This is a genomic window from Nocardia sp. NPDC058666, from assembly GCF_042714895.1.
Classification (GTDB): Bacteria; Actinomycetota; Actinomycetes; order Mycobacteriales; family Mycobacteriaceae; genus Nocardia.
On record NZ_JBHXRY010000001.1, the window covers coordinates 499460 to 518249 of the forward strand.

Annotated in this window: 13 protein-coding genes; 6 read left to right on the top strand and 7 right to left on the bottom strand. The window is 68.1% G+C overall.

The features are described from left to right. Positions 1-95 precede the first annotated feature (95 nt). From ACFWVD_RS02245 to ACFWVD_RS02260, 4 genes are read right to left on the bottom strand one after another with little or no spacing between them, the layout of a single operon-like run. Positions 96-3701, bottom strand: a complete 3606-nt coding sequence (locus ACFWVD_RS02245; RefSeq protein WP_379240093.1) for an ABC transporter ATP-binding protein — start codon at positions 3699-3701, stop codon at positions 96-98. Then, entirely contained in the window at positions 3701-4489 is a 789-nt protein-coding gene (locus ACFWVD_RS02250) for an ABC transporter permease (RefSeq protein WP_379240094.1), read from the bottom strand. Before ACFWVD_RS02250 ends, ACFWVD_RS02245 begins: the two co-directional genes overlap by 1 nt. Then, positions 4486-5433: an ATP-binding cassette domain-containing protein gene (locus ACFWVD_RS02255; protein ID WP_379240095.1), complete on the bottom strand. Its 948-nt coding sequence runs from the start codon at positions 5431-5433 to the stop codon at positions 4486-4488. The genes ACFWVD_RS02250 and ACFWVD_RS02255 overlap by 4 nt, the downstream gene beginning before the upstream one ends. Continuing rightward, positions 5430-6149 carry a hypothetical protein gene (locus ACFWVD_RS02260; RefSeq protein ID WP_379240096.1) on the bottom strand — a complete coding sequence of 240 codons (720 nt, stop codon included), beginning with the start codon at positions 6147-6149 and terminating at the stop codon, positions 5430-5432. The genes ACFWVD_RS02255 and ACFWVD_RS02260 overlap by 4 nt, the downstream gene beginning before the upstream one ends. A 118-nt stretch (positions 6150-6267) precedes the next feature. Here ACFWVD_RS02260 and ACFWVD_RS02265 point away from each other — a divergent pair, with 118 nt between their 5' ends. Together ACFWVD_RS02265 and ACFWVD_RS02270 are read left to right on the top strand one after the other, a co-directional pair. After that, entirely contained in the window at positions 6268-7062 is a 795-nt protein-coding gene (locus ACFWVD_RS02265; protein ID WP_379240097.1) for an enoyl-CoA hydratase/isomerase family protein, read from the top strand. A 78-nt stretch (positions 7063-7140) separates the two neighbouring features. Beyond that, a complete protein-coding gene (locus ACFWVD_RS02270; RefSeq protein WP_379240098.1) occupies positions 7141-8361 on the top strand; it encodes a class I adenylate-forming enzyme family protein in 1221 nt (406 codons plus the stop codon). 22 nt (positions 8362-8383) lie between these two features. Here ACFWVD_RS02270 and ACFWVD_RS02275 read toward each other — a convergent pair whose 3' ends face one another. Then, a complete protein-coding gene (locus ACFWVD_RS02275; RefSeq protein ID WP_379240099.1) occupies positions 8384-9127 on the bottom strand; it encodes a tyrosine-protein phosphatase in 744 nt (247 codons plus the stop codon). Positions 9128-9442: 315 nt separating this feature from the next. On the opposite strand from ACFWVD_RS02275, the gene ACFWVD_RS02280 reads away from it, so the two are divergent. After that, positions 9443-9979, top strand: coding sequence for a TetR family transcriptional regulator (locus ACFWVD_RS02280; protein WP_379240101.1), 537 nt, complete (start codon positions 9443-9445; stop codon positions 9977-9979). A gap of 54 nt (positions 9980-10033) precedes the next feature. Beyond that, positions 10034-11203, top strand: a complete 1170-nt coding sequence (locus tag ACFWVD_RS02285) for an amino acid deaminase/aldolase (RefSeq protein WP_379240946.1) — start codon at positions 10034-10036, stop codon at positions 11201-11203. A 46-nt stretch (positions 11204-11249) separates the two neighbouring features. Here the strand turns inward: ACFWVD_RS02285 and ACFWVD_RS02290 are convergent, their stop codons facing one another. Both ACFWVD_RS02290 and ACFWVD_RS02295 read right to left on the bottom strand, forming a co-directional pair. Continuing rightward, positions 11250-11870, bottom strand: coding sequence for a phosphoribosyltransferase (locus ACFWVD_RS02290; RefSeq protein ID WP_379240102.1), 621 nt, complete (start codon positions 11868-11870; stop codon positions 11250-11252). An 11-nt stretch (positions 11871-11881) separates the two neighbouring features. Beyond that, on the bottom strand, positions 11882-12739 hold the full coding sequence (locus ACFWVD_RS02295) for a carbon-nitrogen hydrolase family protein (RefSeq protein WP_379240103.1): 858 nt from the start codon (positions 12737-12739) through the stop codon (positions 11882-11884). Positions 12740-12801: 62 nt separating this feature from the next. Between ACFWVD_RS02295 and ACFWVD_RS02300 the strand changes: the two genes are divergently transcribed. Then, entirely contained in the window at positions 12802-14604 is a 1803-nt protein-coding gene (locus ACFWVD_RS02300; protein WP_379240104.1) for a DEAD/DEAH box helicase, read from the top strand. A 667-nt stretch (positions 14605-15271) separates the two neighbouring features. Beyond that, the gene (locus ACFWVD_RS02305; protein WP_379240105.1) at positions 15272-18721 is read left to right on the top strand and encodes an AAA domain-containing protein; all 3450 of its coding nucleotides are present in this window, start codon (positions 15272-15274) and stop codon (positions 18719-18721) included. The last annotated feature ends 69 nt before the right edge of the window (positions 18722-18790 follow it).

The window sequence follows — 18790 nt, forward strand, 5'->3', positions numbered from 1 at the left end:
CGCGCTGCGACGTTTGTGACGTGCCCGGCAGGGGTATCAGCCATGTCTGCCGATGCGCCCGCACCGAGCATATGCCCCGCGGCTGACAGGCGTCGCTACCGGTCTTGGGTCGACACTATGCCCTTGGCCTCCATCCCCGCCGCCCAGAGTCGGCAGTAGTGCCCGTTACGGCCCAACAGTTCACTCGGTGGACCGAATTCCACGATACGGCCGTTGTCGACCACAGCGACCAGATCGGCGCGCGCGGCGGTCGACAGCCGGTGCGCGACGACCACGGTGGTGCGGCCTCGGGCCAGCGATCGGCTCGCTACCAGCACCGACGCCTCGGTTTCCGGGTCGAGGGTGGAGGTGGCCTCGTCCAACAGCAGCAGGTCGGGGTCGACCAGTTCGGCCCGGGCCAGCGCGATCAATTGACGTTGTCCCGCCGATAATCCGCGGCCGCGTTCGCCGACCGGATGGGCCATTTTTCGGGGTAAACCGTTGATCATTTCCGCCGCACCGACGTTGTCGGCGGCCAGTTCGATGTCCACCGATGTGGCCGATGTTTGCCCGAATGCAATGTTGCTGGCCACGTCGCCGGTGAACAAGTGAACTTCTTGCGGCACTATTCCCAGCCGCGTTCGGTAGTCGGTGAGCACAAATTTACGTAAATCGACACCGTCGACCAGGATCGCGCCCGCCGCCGGGTCGGGTGGCAGGTCGTACAGGCGGGCGAGCAGTTTCACGATGGTGGATTTGCCCGCGCCGGTCGGGCCGACCAGGGCCAGGGTCGCGCCCGCGGGAACCGAGAAGGACACGCCGTCGAGAGCCGGCGTGCTCGCGCCGGGGTACTGGAAGTGGACGTCGTCGAAGACGATCTCGCCGTGCAGGCGGTCGACGCGGCGCGCGTCGGGTGGGTCGGCGGCGATCGAGGACTCGGTGCGCAGCAGGTCGCCGATGCGGCGCAGGCCGACCCTGGCCTGCTGGTAGCCGTCGAAGACCTGGGACAGATCTTGGATCGGGCTGAACAGCAGGCCGAGGTAGAGCACGAAGGCGACCAGTGTTCCGGTGGTCGTGCGGCCGTCGGCCACCGCGTTCGCGCCGAGGTAGACCACCAGGGCCAGCGCCAGGTCCGCCCACGCGAGGCCGAAGGAGAAGTAGCCCGCGATCGCGCGTTGGGCGCGGATGCGGGCGTCGCGGTAGCGGTGTGAGTATTCGGCGAAGCGGCGCGCGGCGGTGGGTTCGTTGCGGGCGGCTTGCACGGCGCGCAGGCCCGCGATGTTCTCCTGGAAGCCCGCGTTGACCGCGGAGACGCGTTCGCGCGAGACGGTGTAGGCGGCCGAGGACACGCGTCGGAAGGCGAGGGTGGCCAGCACCATGGGTGCCACGGCGATGAGTACGACCACGGCAAGTCCGGTGTCGATGAAGAACAGGCCGATGGCGACGCCGATCAGGGTGATCAGGGCGACCAGGCCGGTGGCGACGCCGGTTTGCAGGAACGTCGACAGTGCGTCGACGTCGGTGGTCATTCTGGTCATGATGCGGCCGGACAGTTCGCGTTCGTAGAAGTCCAAGCCCAGGCGTTGCAACTGGGCGTAGCTGCGCACGCGCAGGCCGAACAGCACGCGTTCGCCGGTGCGCGCGGTGAGCACGGTGACCGCCGCGCCGACCGCCAATCCGGCCAGGACCAGGGCGATACCGATCACGGCCGAGAGGACGAGTGCGTTGTCGTCGCCCGCGGTGACGCCGGTGTCGATGGCGTAGCGCACCAGCGGTGGGAAGGCGATGGCCAGCAGTGCGTCGACGGCGAGCAGCAGCACGACCACGCAGACCAGGCCGCGCACCGGGCGCAGCAGTGCGCGCAGGCCGAAGTCGGGTTGGGGTGCGCGTAGGTCACCCGGCAGGTCGGGTGCTTCGGTGGCGGGCGGTAAGGCGTCGACGGCGGCGCGCAGTTCCGGTGTTTCGCTGAGATCGTTCGACGCCGACGACATCGAATGCGGTTTTCCGACGTCGCCGCGAGGTGTGGTCATCGAGGTCGTTGTCGGCACGGTCGAACCGGTGGGCGCGGGCAGTCGGATGACCCGATCCGCTTGGGCCAGTGTGGATTCGCGGTGGGCCAGGATCAGTGTGGTGCGGCCGCCGGGGTCGGGCAGGCGGCGGAAGATCTCGGCCTCGGTGACAGCGTCGACCGCGGAGGTGGCATCGTCGAGGACCAGCACGCGGGGCCGGGTGAGCAGCACTCTGGCCAGTGCGATGCGCTGACGTTGCCCGCCCGACAGCGTCAGCCCGCGTTCGCCGATGACGGTGTCGTAGCCCTCGGGCAATGCCTCGATGAACTCGTCCGCGGCGGCGGCCTTCGCGGCGTCGGCGATCTCGGCATCGGTGGCGTCGGGTCGGCCCAGGGCGATATTGGCGGCGATGGTGTCGGAGAACAGGAACGGATCGTCGAACACGACACCGACCGCGCCGCGCAGTTCGTCGGCGCGCAGGTCGGCCAGGTCGACGCGGGTGCCGTCGGTGCTCACGAGGGTGATCCGGCCCGCATCGGGTGCGTAGAAACGGGGCAGCAGCAGCGAGAGAGTGGATTTTCCCGACCCTGCCGGGCCGATCACCGCGACCGTTTCACCGGGGGCGACGGTGAGATCCAACTCCTGCAACACCGGTTGATCAGCCTCGAAACCGAAACTCACAGAGTCGAATTCGATCCCGAGTGGTCCGGCCGGCAGTGCGACGGGGTCCGCCGGATCCACCAGCACCGGTGCCGCGTCGATCACCCCGAACACCCGATCGACCGCCGCTTTGGTGAGCTGGCCCATGATCACCACCGAGGTGATCGTGCGCGCCGACGACGTCATGGTGGCCAGGTACGCGGTGAACGCGAGGAAGGTGCCGATGCCGATCGCCCCGTGCGAGGCCAGCACGCCGCCGACGATGATCACCGCGACCAGCCCGGCCTGCGGCAGCGCCGACACCAGCGGCGCGAACCTGGCATTGATCCGCGCGGCCCGCATCCGTTCGGCGAACAGCAGTCGGCCGTGGTCCTCGAGGATGTCGACCATCCGGGCTTCCTGCCCGAACCCCTTCACCACGCGCACACCGGTCACCGTCTGCTCGACGTGTTCGGCCAGATCGGCCGCGCGCTGCTGCGCCGACCAGGTCGCCGCGTAGAGCCGGGGCCGCATCCGCCACACGATCACCGCCATCGCGGGCGCCACCAGCAGCGCGGCCAACGCCAGCGGCGGGCTCAACCACACCATCACCACCGCCGACAGCACGAACTGCAGCACCGCCAAGCCCGACCACGGCACCATCGCCAGCAGCCCCTGCACCAGTTGCAGATCGGTGATCGACCGCGACACCACCTGCCCGGTGCGGATCGCGTCCTGGCCCGCACCGTCGAGCCGTTGCAGCGCGGCCAGCAGCGAAAGGCGAAGGCCGTGTTGCACTTCCAGCGACAGCTTGCCCGCCCAGAGCCTGCGCGCGAAGGTGACCACGAACCTGGTCACGGCCAGTGCCGCCAGCAGTGCGGCGGCAGTGCCGATCACCGAGGTATCGCCGACCTGCGCCGCGTCGACCGCGCGTTTGGTGGCCAGCGGTGCGGCGATCGACACGGCGGCACCGGCCAGCACCGAGACCGCGATGCCCGCGAGCAGCCGGGGGTGTTCCAGGCACAGGCGCCACAGCCTGCGAATCCACCCCGAAGAACCCGCGGCGGCAGGCATTACAGGTCTCGGTTGCGCAGATCCCACCAGCCCGCGGCGCCCACGGCCGCGGTCCACAGCAGCAGGATCACCAGTGCCGCCGGGGTAGGTGCGAAGACCTCGGCCTCATCGAAGGAACCGGCGCTGACTCCGGCCACCGTCGCCGACACGGGCAGCAGCGCGGCCATCCAGCCGGCCCCGAAACCCTTGGCCACCACCCACATCAACGGTTCAAGCACGAACGCCCAGCCCAGCAACAACCACACCGCACCGCTGAAAGTGCGTAACAGCAGCCCGATTCCGGCGCCGATCACCGCCCAGCACATGGCCACCAGCAGCCCGGCGCCCAGCACCTCGAACAGCCGCCAACCCAGCTCGAACTTCCCGCGCGCCGCGATCAACAGCACCCCGAGACTCACCAGTTCCGCGGCCACCGCCAGCGCGAACGCGTAGGCCGCGACGGCCACGTACTTCGCGGTGACCAGGCGGTCGCGGTCGGGCGCGAACAGCACGGTCAGCGCCATGGTCTTGTGCCGGTACTCGCCACCGGTCGAGGCGATGCCCAGCAGCGCGGACACGACGAAGACCGCGAGCATCCCCACGTAGACGCCGATGGTCGCGGCGCCGGTGGCGGGCTGGCCCTTCGGATCGGCGGGGCCGGACATGGTCGCGGTGATCAGCGTCGCGACCAGCGCGATCGCGATCGGCGCGGCCAGCAGCAGCCGGGTCTGCCGCAGGGCGACGACCTTGCGCGCCTCGGTGTCGATACCGGGAACCAGATCGGCGGGGATCACGGAGGTGGTGGTCATCGGGGCGTCCCATACGAGGTCGGTGCGGGGGCGTACGTGGGCGGATTCGGCGTTGCCACGGTCTGCCGGTGGCGGCGCGGCTTGGTCAGCGAGGCCAGCACCCGGTCGGGGTGGATGGGGTCGGCGGCGATATTGCCGATGCGGACCTGCGCGTCCGCGGCGATCGCGCGGATGGTGGCCTCGTCGGCTTCGGCGACGGCCAGGCGGCCGTCGGGTCGCATCACGGCATCGGTGAAGCCGCGCGCGGCCAGTGCCGTGGCCAGCGCGATGGAGGGGGAGGAGGCGATCACGAGGCGGTCGGGATGGCCGCGGCGCAGTTTGGCCGGGGTGCCCTGCCACACGACCGTGCCCTCGCTGAGCACGACGAGTTGATCGGCGCCCGCCACCACATCGGCCAGCGCGTCCGAACTCACCAGCACCGTGCCGCCGCGGTTCGCGTGGCGGCGCAGCAGGTCGTGCAGGGCGCCGCGTTCGATGCCGTTGGCGCCGGCGAACAGATCGTCGAGCACGAGCAGTGGGGGATCGGCCAGCAGGGCCATCGCCAGCGCCAACCGCGTCTGCTGACCCGGACTCAGTTGGGTGACAACAGTTTCGGAGGCGGCGGTCAGGCCGGTCTCGTCGAGCACGGCACCGACTCGACGGCGCGACGCTCCCGCGACCGGCGCGTAACACCACAGCTGATCGCGCACCGTGCGCGCGGGATGCAGCCCCCGCGGACTCAACATCGCCCCGATCGCGGCGGGTCCGCGCGCGGGCACTTCGATGCGGCCCGTGGTCGGCTGCTGCAGCCCGGCCACCATCCGCAACACCGTGGACTTGCCCGCCCCCGCGGGCCCGACCAGGGCGGTCACCGAACCCTTCGGAACCGCGAAATCGATGTCATGGACCGCGCTGACCTGGGCGAACTGTTTGCCCACGCCACGCACCAGCACAGCGTCGCTCACTTCTTGTTCGCCTTACTCGTGCCGATCGCGGGCAGCGGATCGGCGTCGATCACGTTGTGCAGCGGCGTCGGGAACATCGCGGGCGCGGGCCCGAAAGCCTTGTGCGCGTTCTCGATTGTCACCTTGCCCAGTGCCCGGTTGCCCGCGCCACCGATGGCGGCACCGATCCCGGCGGGCAGCACCTTGCCCGCCATCAACGCCACGCGCTTGGTGATGAACCTCTTCATGAACTGTTGCAGCAGTTTGCTGTTGATCGCGCCGAGGCCGGGAACATTGACCGCCAGCGCACCCGCCCAATTCTTCGACTGGCTGCTCAGCCCCTTCTGCACGATCGCCATACCGGCGTCGCCGAGCACCACCGCGAGCACCAACGCGCGCCGGGCTTCCTTGTCCTCGGGCTCGATGCCGTGCACCGCGGCCTGAGCCAGCGTGAACAGGGCCGAAGCCTCCATGAAGAACACGGTTTCCGCGCTGACCGCCCCCAGCGCCGCGATGGTGCCGATACCGGGCACCGCCGCGGTGGCGCCCACTGCCGCGCCGCTACCGGTGACCGCGAGCAGGTACTGCTTCTCCAGCCGGGTCACGATCTGGGCCGGAGTCTCCCCGGGATGACGCTCACGCAGGTACTCGACATAGCGACGCACCGCGGGTGCCTGCAGCTTGGACCCGGTGTCGAGCACATCGACCACGGCTTTTTCGATCGCGTTCTTGAACACGGGTTCGCCTCCTCTTCGCCCCAACGAGTCGAACTGTAGGGCACTTCCGCGCCCCGCAGCTCATCATGCCAACGACCACCGACAGGCCACGGTTCCGCGCGGGTTCTACGCTGACCCGATGAGCGAAACCAAGCCCACCCGACTATCGCGCGAGTTCACCGAAGGCGGTGCCGAGGTTGCGACGATCACGATCGATCACCCGCCGCTGAACCTGTTCGATCGCGAACTCATCGATGCGTTGATCGCCGATATCGCGGCGGTGAGCGCGCAGCCGCCGCGCGCGCTGCTGATCAGGGCCGAGGGCAAGGTCGTGTCGGGTGGTGTCGATGTGAACATCTTCGACGGGCTCACCGTCGAGCAGGGCGCGCAGCTGTGGCGTGAGCTGTTCGAGCAGATCATCCACCCCCTGGAAGCGCTGCCGTGCCCGGTGGTGTTCGCCGCGCACGGTCTCACGCTGACCGCCGCGTTCGAGATGTCGCTTGCGTGCGACATCATTCTGGCCGCGCCGAAGGCGAAGTTCGGGTTGGTGGAGACCGTGGTCGGGCTGACGCCGTCGATGGGCGGGCCGCAGCGACTGGCCGAGCGGGCGGGGTCGGGGCGGGCGCGCGAATTCGTGATGACCGGCGACCTCTACAGCGCGGCGACAATGGCCGAATGGGGCGTGGTGAACGCGATCCACGACGACCTCGACACCGCCGCGCACGCACTGGTCACCCGCCTGGCCGACGGGCCCACCCGCGCCCACGCCGCGACCAAGCAGATCATCGAGGCATGGCGCTCCGGCGGTGTGGCACACGCGGATTCGGTGACCTCGGAAATCTCCGGCGAACTGTTCGGCACCGCGGACCTGCGCGGCGCGGTCCGCAGCTTCCTCGAGGTCGGCCCGGGCAAGGCGACCTATCGCGGCGAATGAGCGACGCCGAGTGCCTGACAGTGGTGTGATCCACGTCATATAGTCGTACTGCGGCTGTATCGACGTACGGAGGTCCGGATGGGTCATGGCGAGCACGAACCCGGCGCCACTGTCATCGAGTTCCCCGCCACGGCCTCCCAGCTGCGGCGGGGCACCGACGGCGTGCTGCGCTACGGCGATCTGAGCCCGGCCCTGACCGAACTCCTGGACCTGCGCGTGCACTCGTTCTCGAACCGGGAAGCGATCGTGGAAGTCGGCGGCCCGCGCCTGACCTACCGCGAACTGTGGCACAGCGCCTCCCGGATCGCGGGCGGACTGCAGGACCACGGCATCGGGTACGGCGATCGCGTCGCGGTGCACATGCCGACCAGTGCGCGCTGGGTGCAGGCGTTTCTGGGCGCGCTGCTGTCGGGCGCGGTGCCGGTGCTGATTCCCGATGCGCTGCCCGCCGCGATCGCGCAACGCGTAATCGCCGACAGCAGAGCTGATTTCGTGCTCGGACCCGATGGCGCGTTACCCGACAGCACCGCCTACATCGATGACGGTGCGGCACTGGCTGACCCGGCCCTGCTCTGCTACACCGGTGCCCGGCAGGCGATGCCCGCCGGTGTCGAGCTGACCAACGAGAACCTGCTGTCCGCGGTGTCGTCGGTGGTCGGCGCGCTCGGCCTGCCCGCCGACGGGCTGCGCAATCTGGTGCTGCTGCCGTTGGCCCACGCCAGCGGCTGCGTCGACCAACTGCTGCCCACCTTCGCCGTCGGCGGCACGGTCGTGCTCGCGCCGGGTGCTCGCCGGATTGCCGATGTGCTGGTCAGCGAACGAATCGACACCATCTCGGCCACCCCGCGGATCTTCGCCGGGTTGGTCCCCGAACTACACGCCCGTGGCACCGGTGCGGGCGTGCGGCGGATCAGCAAGGCCTGTCACCGCTCCGAACGCGCCGCCGCCGCAGCGCCCGAAGCGTTGGCCAACGCCCTGTGCGCGCTGTTCCCCGCCGCCAGACAGTGGTCGGTCTGGGGCGCCACCGAGACCAGCGGAATCGGCCTGATGGTCGATGACACCGAACTCCCCGACAGCGAGTCGGCCCTCGGATTCGCCTTCGGCGGAACAGAATTGGCGCTGTCGGGCCCACAGGCACCCGCCGGTCGCGGCGAATTGCTGTGTCGCGGACCCAATGTCAGCCGCCGCTACTGGAACGACCCCGACGCCTGCACCGCACGATTCAGCGGAAGCTGGTTCCACACCGGCGATTTCGTCAGCATCGACGCGAACGGCCTGGTTCGCAGTGACGCCGGGTGAGCGGACTGCGAACCGGTGACTGTCAGGTCAGCCGCGACCGCAGCGCGTCACGCAGGTCGCCGGTGAGGCCCACGGTGGCGAAGTAGTTCTCGATATCGCCGTACTTCTCGGCGACTGTGGCGTCGGCGGTGCGCAAGTACTCCTCGCGGACACCGAGCAGGTCGTCCGACAGAGCTTCGCCATTGCCGATCTTCGGTTCGAGCAGGATGCGCAGCGGTTCCACCGCGGCGTTGCTGGCCAGGAAGTCGGCGTACACGTCCTCTTCGGTGACGCCGATCGCGCGCAGGACAGTGGCCACGGCCCAGCCGGTGCGGTCTTTGCCCGCCGCGCAGTGGACCAGAACGGCGCCGTCGCCGCGCACGATCGAGCCGGCCAGTTCGGCGATCGCGGTGTGCGCTTCGGGCAGCGTCGGAAATGCCCGGTAGACCTCGATCATGTGCTCGAAGGCCGACACCGTCTGCGCCTCGTGCGGCGGTGCTTCCTCCATGCGCGAATCGAACGGGGTGATGTGCAGGCGCACGTCGTCGGGCAGGGTGTCGTGGCCGATGTGGTCGATCTCGACGATTCCTCGCAAATCGTGCACATCGGTGACTCCCCATTCCCGCAGCGTGGCGTGGCCCTGGTCGTCGAGGCCGCTCAGTTGCGCCGAGCGCAGCAGCACGCCGGGGCGAACGGTGGTGCCGTCGGCGGTGCGCAGGCCGCCCACATCGCGGAAATTGAAGGTGCCGCTGAGAGCGAACTGGTCGGCAGGAGGCGAAAGAGTCACCCGATCAGGTTATCGGCGAGTCCGCCGCGGGTGCCACGGAGTTCGCGGATCGGCCATCGGCTGTGCGATGTCCGTTACAAGGGGGGTCACTGTGCCGTCGCACACACCCCTCGAAGGCCGCCGGAGCCCGCTTGTACAATTGACCAGATGCGCGGATATCGGCGCGGGGGTGTCGGATATCCAGGAATGCGGCAAATTGAGGCCGGACGGTCGGTTTTTCAAAAGGTCACATTCGGAGAACAAAACAAACTTTCAGTCTGAAAAGGATGGCTGAACCAGTTCGTGAATCCTGAAAATCTTCTAAGATCGAGCTCGGTGACCACCAAGCTCGCATCGCCGCGGGCAGCGAATTTTGTTGCCGAGGAGTCGTCGTTGAGCGCCAGCCGTGAACTTACCGAATTTTCGCTACGGCCTGCCGTATGTGATGCCGTCGAACAAGCCGCCGCCAGCTCGGATGCCACGGGCGTTCGGGCACTGCGGATATTCCTCCATGCCGGCCTCAGTACCTACTGGCCGCTGGTCAAGGCCGCGCCGGAACGCCGCATAGCCGGTTACGAGGCCGCGCTGCGGACCTTACGTGAGCGCTGGACGCCCAACGGCGAGACCATCGGCGACCCGACCGCGGTCGCGATGTTCCGCGAAATGGACCAGGAGGCCACGGACTTCCTCGGCATGTGCGCGCGCCTGTCGGGCACGCAGTGGCTCGAGCCGGTCGACTCGGTGGCGGGTTACCTGGTCTCGGTGTTCCACGGCTCGGTGCTGCGCTGGCTCGCCGACGGCAACGACGAGACCATTCTCGTGGTCATCGACGACCTGGTGGGCTGTCTGACGTTGAAGGCTGTCGAAAGCTGACCGCAAGTGCTGGACGACTGACCAAATAGGTGGTTCAGTAGTCGAGTGACCCAGATGACCTCGCTGCACCAGCTGCACGCGGCGACCGCCGAACTCGACCCGCCGCTGGCCGCCGTCGACCTGACCGCCCTCGACCGCAACGCCGCCGACCTGGTGCGCCGCGCGAACGGCGTCGCGGTGCGGGTGGCCAGCAAATCGGTGCGCTGCCGCGCGGTGCTCGAGCGCGTGCTCGGCGACGGCCTCACCGCCAAAGAGGGCTTCGCCGGAATCATGGCGTATTCGTTGCGCGAGGCGATCTGGCTGGTGCGCCTCGGCGCGCGCGACGTGCTGCTGGGCTACCCGGTGCTCGACCGGGCGGCGCTGGCCGAACTCGCCGCCGCCCCCGCGCTGCTGAGCGCGATCACGCTGATGATCGACGATGTCGCCCAACTCGAACTCACCCGCGACGCGCTGGGCACCGACACCGTCCATCCGCGCGTGTGCCTCGATGTGGACGCCGCGCTGCGCGTGGGCCCGCTGCATCTGGGCGCGCGGCGTTCGCCGATTCGCACACCCGAGCAGGCTTCGGAGCTGGCCGCGGAGGCGTTGCGTCGCGGATTCGATGTAGTCGGTGTGATGACTTATGAGGCGCAGATCGCCGGTCTGCCCGACAGTAATCCGGCGGTGCGAGTGGTAAAACGCTTGTCCGCGATGGAGATCGGGCGCAGGCGTACTCGCGTGCTGGATGCGGTCCGCTCGGTGACCGGGCCGTTGGAGATCGTCAACAGCGGTGGCACCGGTTCGATCGAGGTCTCGATCAGCGACCCCGATGTCACCGAGGTGACCGCCGGTTCCGGCCTCTACGTGCCGACCCTGTTCGACCATTACCGCTCGTTCACTCCGCGCCCCGCGCTGTTTTTCGCGACCCCGGTCCTGCGCAAACCGTCGCCGACCATCGCGACGGTGTTCGCGGGCGGCTACATCGCTTCCGGTCCCGCCGGACCCAGCCGTGTTCCCGTTCCGGTCTGGCCCGAAGGCTTGAAGTTGCTGGGCTCCGAAGGTGCGGGCGAGGTGCAAACGCCCCTGGCCGGTGGCGCGGAACTGGAGATCGGCGACCGGGTCTGGTTCCGTCACGCCAAGGCGGGCGAGCTGTGCGAACGCTTCGCGGAAATCCATCTGGTCGATGAATCCGGTTCGCGCACAACGGTTCCGACCTATCGCGGCGAGGGGCAGTGCTTCGGCTGAGCGAAGCGCGGTGTCGATGACATGCGTGGCGGGCAAGGCTCGGTGATCAGCGCAGCAGCGCGATGACTTCCTCGTCCTCGAGTTGGTGAAAGTCGTTGTAGGCCATGCCGACTCCGCCCAGATCGGCAGGCTCCCACAGACACACCAGCTCATCGCACTCACCCTCGACCCGACGCGCCGCCTCGGGCGAGGACACCGGCATCGCCACCACCAGCCGAGCCGGCCGTTGCGCCCGCGCCACCCGACACGCGGCCACCACCGTCGCCCCGGTCGCCATCCCGTCGTCGACGATCACCACCGTGCGCCCGACCAGCGGAATCGGTTCGCCCACACGCAACACCGCCTGCCGGCGAGCCAGCTCAGCGAGCTCGGCCGCCTCCACTTCGTCGAACGCCTCCCGCGTCACCCCGCTGCGCTCGACAACATCACGATTCAATACCGAAATCCCGCCTTCGCCCAACGCTCCCATCGCCAATTCGGGCTGCCACGGCAACCCCACTTTGCGCACCAGCAGCACATCGAGCTCGCCGCCGATCACCGCGCTCACCGCCGCCGCCACCGGCACACCCCCGCGCGGCAACCCGAGCACCAGCGGCCGGGTGGCGCGCAAGTGTTCGAGGGCCGCGCCAAGGACACGGCCCGCCCCTGCTCGATCCGGGTAGACCATCTCCTCGAACGCTACTCCGATACGGACGTCTCGGAAATGCTGAAACGGCGCAGCGACAAGCTGGGATTTTTGGTCCGCACGCTGGCCAGATGCGCGGGATCGACTGTCTCGGTGAGCACTCCGGGTTCGTCGCCGAGTTCGGCCAGCACCGCGCCCGTGGGATCCACGATCATCGACGAACCCGCACCGTGCGGCGCGCACTGATCGGCCGCGGCCACATACATCGTGTTCTCGATCGCGCGCGCCCGCAGCAGCGTGGTCCACTGGTCGACTTTTCCCGGCCCCGGAATCCACTGCGCGGGCAGCACCAGCACGTGCGCGCCCGCCGCCGCGACACGCCGACACCCCTCCGGAAATCGCAGATCGAAACACGTCTGCAGGCCGAATACCACACCGTCGACAGCGAATGTGGCAGGCGCGACGAGTGGTCCGGCCGCCACCACATCCGATTCCAGATGTCCGAACGCGTCGTACAGATGCACCTTTCGATACACCGCCACGCGCGCGCCATCGGGGGAGTGCGCGACCAACGTATTGCTGATCCGCGTCGCGCCCGGCGTGGGCAACTCCACCACACCGGCCACCAGGAACACCCCGAATTCCGCTGCGAGCGCGGCGAGTCCGGTGGTGAACGGACCGTCCAGCGGCTGCGCGATCGCCACGACACGCGCGTCCAAACGGGTCACGGCAAACATCGAGTATTCGGGCGCGACCACCACGCGCGCGCCCGCTGCGGCCGCCGTCCGAACGTGTTCGCGCAGGGTCGAAAGGTTCGTGTCGGGGTCTGTTTCGGGGGCGAATTGGATCACCGCAATCCGCACCGCGACCGGCGATTGTGGCTGATGTGCTGACCCGTTGGACAGTTGCATAGGTCTCACCGTATTCACCTGGTGGTTGGGTCAGCTACCTCCAGGCAGTAAACTCGTGGTCAATGAACACAAATGAGGTCGACAGCGTTCCTGCCGACGACGACAGGCACGACACCGGCCCGACCTTCGCCGATCTCGGGATCGATGACCGCGTACTCGCGGCCATCGCCGATGTGGGCTACGAGTCGCCGTCCCCGATTCAGGCGGCGACGATTCCCCCACTGCTCTCCGGCGCTGACGTGGTCGGCCTCGCCCAGACGGGCACCGGCAAAACCGCCGCATTCGCGATCCCGATTCTGATGAATCTGGACACCGCGCAGAAGAAGCCCAGCGCGCTGGTGCTGGCGCCGACTCGCGAACTCGCGATCCAGGTCGCCGAGGCGTTCGGCAAGTACTCCTCGCACATCCCGGGTCTGCACGTGCTGCCGATCTACGGCGGGCAGAGCTACGGCGTGCAGCTGTCGGGTCTGCGTCGCGGCGCACACGTGGTGGTCGGTACCCCCGGTCGCGTCATCGACCACCTGGAGAAGGGCACGCTCGATCTTTCCGAGCTGCGCTACCTGGTGCTCGACGAGGCCGACGAGATGCTCAAGATGGGCTTCCAGGAAGACGTCGAACGCATCCTGCGCGACACCCCCAAGGACAAGCAGGTCGCCCTGTTCTCGGCCACCATGCCGGGCGCGATCCGCAAGATCTCCAAGCAGTACCTCAACGATCCGGTCGAGATCACGGTCAAGTCCACGACTCAGACCAGCTCGAACATCACCCAGCGCTACGTGCAGGTGTCGCATCAGCGCAAGCTCGATGCCCTCACGCGCGTGCTCGAGGTCGAGCCGTTCGAAGCGATGATCATCTTCGTGCGCACCAAGCAGGCCACCGAAGAGCTGGCCGAGAAGCTGCGCGCGCGTGGTTTCTCCGCCGCCGCGATCAACGGTGACATCGCGCAGAACCAGCGTGAGCGCACCATCGGACAGCTCAAGTCCGGCGGTATCGACATCCTGGTCGCCACCGATGTGGCCGCGCGTGGTCTGGACGTGGACCGCATCTCGCACGTGGTCAACTACGACATCCCGCACGACACCGAGTCGTACGTGCACCGCATCGGCCGCACCGGTCGCGCGGGCCGTTCGGGCGAGGCGCTGCTGTTCGTCGCCCCGCGTGAACGTCATCTGCTCAAGTCGATCGAGCGGGCCACCAAGAGCGCGCTCACCGAGATGCAGCTGCCCAGCGTCGACGATGTCAACGCCACGCGCGCGTCGAAGTTCGGTGACTCGATCACCGAGAACCTCGCCTCGGACAATGTGGCGCTGTTCCGCAAGCTGATCGAAGACTACGAAGCCGAGCACAACACCCCGCTGGCCGATATCGCCGCGGCCCTGGCCGTGGGCGGCTACGACGGCGACAACTTCTTCATGTCGCCCGAGCCCGAGCCCGCCCCGCGTCGCGAACGTGACCACGATCGCGACCGTGAGCGTGCCCCGCGCCGCTTCGACGACGAAGATCGCGGCCCGCGTCCGCCGTCGTTCAACCGGGAGAACGGCGAAGAACTCGCCACCTACCGGATCAGCGTCGGCAAGCGGCACCGCGTGGTGCCGGGTGCGATCGTGGGTGCCATCGCCAACGAGGGTGGCCTGCGTCGCAGCGACTTCGGGCACATCAGCATCCGGCCCGACTACAGCCTGGTCGAACTGCCCGCCAACCTGCCCAACGAAACGCTGGAAGCGTTGCGCCGCACCAGGATCAGCGGTGTGCTGATCCAGCTCACCCCCGATCAGGGTGCACCGTCGCAGCGGCTGAACGCGCGTGGTCCGCGCCGCGACCGGGAGGCGCGTCCGCGCACCGAACGGCGCAAGCCGCGCACGTAGAGGTCATGCACGCGCGGGTATTGTCCTGGCCGCTCGCGACGCTGGTTAAGGTGTTGGGCGTCGGGTGTGCGTGAACACAGGAGGACCGCGCTTGTTCGTGTCCGGTGATCGGGTTGTCGGTGCCGTCGGCGATCTCGCGCGCGCGGCGAACTGTGAGTTCGCGGTGCTGCGCGGCATCGACGCCGCTCTCGGCAACCTGCCCGGGGTTCCTGACACGACTGCCGCTTTGGTTCGTACGGCGCAGCCTTCGCCGGAACTGGTCGCTGCTTTTGGGCAGCGGCTGGTTCGGATCCCGTCGACCGAGGTGGTCGGCGGGGATGCGGGGGCTCGGATCGCTGCGTTGACTTTTGCCGCGGAGCGGACGGCGGAGGCGGTGCAGTCGGGGGCTGATGCTGTTTTCGGTGCGGTGTTTTTTGATGGTGGATTTGCTTGTGGTGCAGATCTTTTGGTTCGTGCTTCCGGTGATGGTGGGGCGCTGCGTTATGTGGTGCACAGTGCTGTGGGGGCGGGTGCGGTTGGTGTGGCTGCGGGGGGTGGTCGTGTCGCGGGTTCGGGATGGCCTTCTGTCGAGGGGGATTCGGCAGGGTTGAATGGTGTGCCGCAGGGGTCACCTGGTGGTGGGGCTCTGGGGTCTTCGATCGGTGTGCCGCAGGATTCTCTGGGCGGTGTGGCGCGGGGGGCTCTGAGAAGTGTGCCGCTGGGGGCGCTCGATGGTGCGGGGTCGTCGGCGGACGCGGAGTTCAGTCGTTTCGTCGGGTCCGAGGCGGTGACCGCTGCCGATAGTCGGGTGCTTCGGCGCGAATTGGCTGCTGGGCGTACGCCGTTCGAACGGATCGCCGCCTCGGTGCAGGCGGTCAAGGTTGATTCGGCTCGTGAATTGCTGTGCGCTCGACTGGAATTGGCGGCGTGTGCGCAGGCGCTGGCTGATGCGGGGGTCGAGGTCGATCCCTGTGCGTACCTGTGGACCGATGACGGTGTGCGGCGGGAGCGCAGTGTCGAACTGGCGCCGGTGTATTCGGCGCGACGGGCCCGCGTCGAGCTGATCATCGAGGACAAGCTCGCGGAACTGCTCCCGGTCCAGTGGGGTGATCCGCGGTACCTGGCGTGCGGGCGCTGCCCCAGTTGTCGTGCGGCCGCATCCACTGCGCGAGACCTGTTGCTGGTAGCGGGAATTCGACCCACCCAACGCGCCCGGCTGCGCGAGGCAGGCGTACTCACCATCGACCGCCTCGCCACCACGAACACCCCCATCCCCGGCCTGGCCCCCCGCACCCTCACAGCCCTGCGCACACAGGCAGACCTGCAGTTGGTCCGCGAACGCACCGGCCACCCCGCCTTCACCCTGCGCGACCCCAACGTCCTTGGTGCGCTGCCCGCACCGCGCCCCGGCGACCTCGCGCTGCTCATCGACGTCGACCGGCACGGCACCGTCACCGGCCTGGAACTCGCCGACGCCACCACGATCGTGTTCCGCCCGGTCGTGGCAGGCATCGAACAGTCGCCGCGCCTCGGCGATCGCCCCGCCGCCCCCATGGACACGAATGCCGTGGTCTTCGGGCCGGGCGGTGTGGAACCCGCGAACGCGGCGGGGTACCCGTGCGACGAACCCGCAGACGCGGGCGACAACAGGTTCGAGCGAAACGCGGGCGGTTATCTGGGCGCCGATCCGTCGGACACGGACAATATCGCGTTGGGTCGGAACGTGGCCGGCTTCCCGGGCGGCAATTCGTCGGATGCGAACAGTGTCGCGTTCGAGCGGAACGCGGGCGGTACCCCGGGTGCCGATCTGTCGGACCTGGACACCGTCGCGTTCGAACGTATCGTTGTCGATCCCGACTGGTCGGCAAGCGGTCTGCGCTCCTCCGGTGCTGGTGCGACTGTCGAGCGTGCGGGGGCGGCGCACGGTGGGGGTGTGCTCGAGGAACTGCTCGAGATCATCGCTGAACATCGGGCGGCGGATCCGAATGTGCGTGTGTACCACTACGGTTCGGGGGTTCGGACCGCGCTGTTGGATTGGGCTGGGCAGCTCGGGGCCGGGGCTGATCTGTTGGACGAGTTGCTGGCAGACGGGGCGTTGGTCGACCTCGCGCCGATCGTGCGCACCGCGCTGCTGATCGGCGAACAGTCCTATGACGCAACAGCATTGGCGGCGCTGCTGCCGCGAACGCCAGGGCGTGCGGCCACCGTTCTCGGAATTCGCGACTGGTTGCTCGCTCGCGCGGCCGACGCGGGGATCGCTGTGCCCGGCAACAGGTTCGCCGTCGCCGAATCCGATGTGCCGCCCTCGCTGCACCCGGGTCCGCTGGAAGCCGCGCTGAGCGAGTTCGCTGTTGACGCGCAAGGGGATTCGGCGCGCGCCGCCTCGTTGATGGCGGCGGTGCTGGGTTATCACCGGCGCGAACGTCAGCCCCGCTGGTGGGCACACATCGACCGACTCGGACTTCCCGTCGGCGAATGGGCCGACGCACCCGGCGTGCTCGTGGGCGAGTGGGGCACCGTCGACACCAAATGGCATCGCACGCCGCAACTTCCGACCATGCGCCGCTACATCACCCTCACCGGTCGACTCGGCACAGGCGCAACGCTGACCCCCGGCACACAGATGGTCACCATCTACGACGGTGCCGCCGCGGCGGGCATGACCCAAACCCTCGGCCGCCGGGCCACCGCTACCGCGACCGTGCTCGGGTGCGCCGTCGACCCGAACTTCGACGACACCGTCCGGCTCGAAGAACTGCTGCCCGCGGGCTGCCCGCCCTACGACGACCTGCCCGCCGCCATCGCCCCCGGGCCGCCCGAGGGTGAGGCGCAGATCGAGGCGGCGCTGGAACTGTCCGCCCAGGATCTGCTGGTGAGTCTGCCGTCGGTGCCGGAGAACGCCGTCTACGACCTGCTGCTGCGCCGTGCGCCACGGCTGCGCGACGGGATGGCGCTGCCCGCGCCGCACGAAGACCTCGCCGCCGTGCTCGCGCACGCGGTCGGGGCGCTGGATGCCTCCTACCTGGCTGTGCACGGGCCGCCCGGGACGGGCAAGACCGGGATCACCGGGCGTGCGCTCGAACGGTTGGTCACTCGGCACAAGTGGCGGATCGGGGTGGTGGCGCAGTCGCACGCGGTGATCGAGCGGATCTTCGACGCGGTCGTGGAAGCCGGCCTGCTGCCCGAGCTTGTCGCGAAGAAGGATGTTGCGTCGGTGGGGCCGGAATGGTCGGCTATCGATGCCAGTCGGTATCCGCGGTTTCTCGACAATGCTGTCAACGGGTGTGTAATCGGCGGTACGACAGCGGATTTCGTCGATGATCGGTTGATTGCGCCCGGTGCTCTTGATCTACTGGTGATCGCTGATGCGGGGGAGTGTTCGCTGGCTGACACCATTGCCGTCGCGGTGAGTGCTCGCAATGTGTTGCTGATCGGGGATCCGGTGCCTGCTCGGTCGCAGGCGAAACATCCGCAGCCGGTGCAGGTTTCGGCATTGGAGTGGTTGTGTGAAGGTGCGGCTACTTTGCCTGCCGAGCGTGGGTACTTTCTCGATCGCACGTGGCGAATGCACCCGGCTATTTGTGCGCCGGTGTCGGGCAGTTGTTACGACGGGCGGTTGCGGGCGGATGAAACGATCACGCTGCAAAGGGATTTGGCGGGGATCGCGCCGGGGGTGAGTACGGTGCTGGTCGAGCATCGGGGGAGTGCGACCGAATCCGATGCGGAGGCTCGGGAAGTGGTGCGTCGGGTTCGGGCTTTGCTGGGGGAGACCTGGACATCCGATGGGCGGACGCACAAGTTGCATCCGCATGATGTGTTCGTTGTTGCGCCGTATGCGGCTCAGGTGGCGCGGATTCGGACTTTGTTGGCTCGGGCCAAGATTGAAGATGTTCTGGTGGGGACGCCGGATCGGTTTCGGGGGCGTGAGGCTGCTGTTGTGCTGTTGTCTATGACTACTTCTACGCCTGCGGATGCGCCGTTCGGGATGCGGCCTTTGTTGTCTCGGACTGTTATTCATGCGACTTTGTGTCGGGCTATGTGGAAGGTGATTGTTATTCGGTCGCCTTTGTTGACGGAGTATTTGCCGGAGACGGTGGAGGAGTTGGGGGATTTGGCGGGGTTTCTTCGGTTGGGGTAGGGGTTTGCCCGTCCGGGATAGCTTGAGGCTGTGTTTTTGGAGCGCTGGCGCGCTCGAGCGGGGCCCCGA

What these genes read in the sequence shown, in the direction of transcription:
- ACFWVD_RS02290 (WP_379240102.1), bottom strand. Translation starts at nt 11,870, where the DNA reads ATGGTCTACCCGGATCGAGCAGGGGCGGGCCGTGTCCTTGGCGCGGCC.
- ACFWVD_RS02270 (WP_379240098.1), top strand. Translation starts at nt 7,141, where the DNA reads ATGGGTCATGGCGAGCACGAACCCGGCGCCACTGTCATCGAGTTCCCC.
- ACFWVD_RS02265 (WP_379240097.1), top strand. Translation starts at nt 6,268, where the DNA reads ATGAGCGAAACCAAGCCCACCCGACTATCGCGCGAGTTCACCGAAGGC.
- ACFWVD_RS02295 (WP_379240103.1), bottom strand. Translation starts at nt 12,739, where the DNA reads ATGCAACTGTCCAACGGGTCAGCACATCAGCCACAATCGCCGGTCGCG.
- ACFWVD_RS02250 (WP_379240094.1), bottom strand. Translation starts at nt 4,489, where the DNA reads ATGACCACCACCTCCGTGATCCCCGCCGATCTGGTTCCCGGTATCGAC.
- ACFWVD_RS02300 (WP_379240104.1), top strand. Translation starts at nt 12,802, where the DNA reads ATGAACACAAATGAGGTCGACAGCGTTCCTGCCGACGACGACAGGCAC.
- ACFWVD_RS02245 (WP_379240093.1), bottom strand. Translation starts at nt 3,701, where the DNA reads ATGCCTGCCGCCGCGGGTTCTTCGGGGTGGATTCGCAGGCTGTGGCGC.
- ACFWVD_RS02285 (WP_379240946.1), top strand. Translation starts at nt 10,034, where the DNA reads ATGACCTCGCTGCACCAGCTGCACGCGGCGACCGCCGAACTCGACCCG.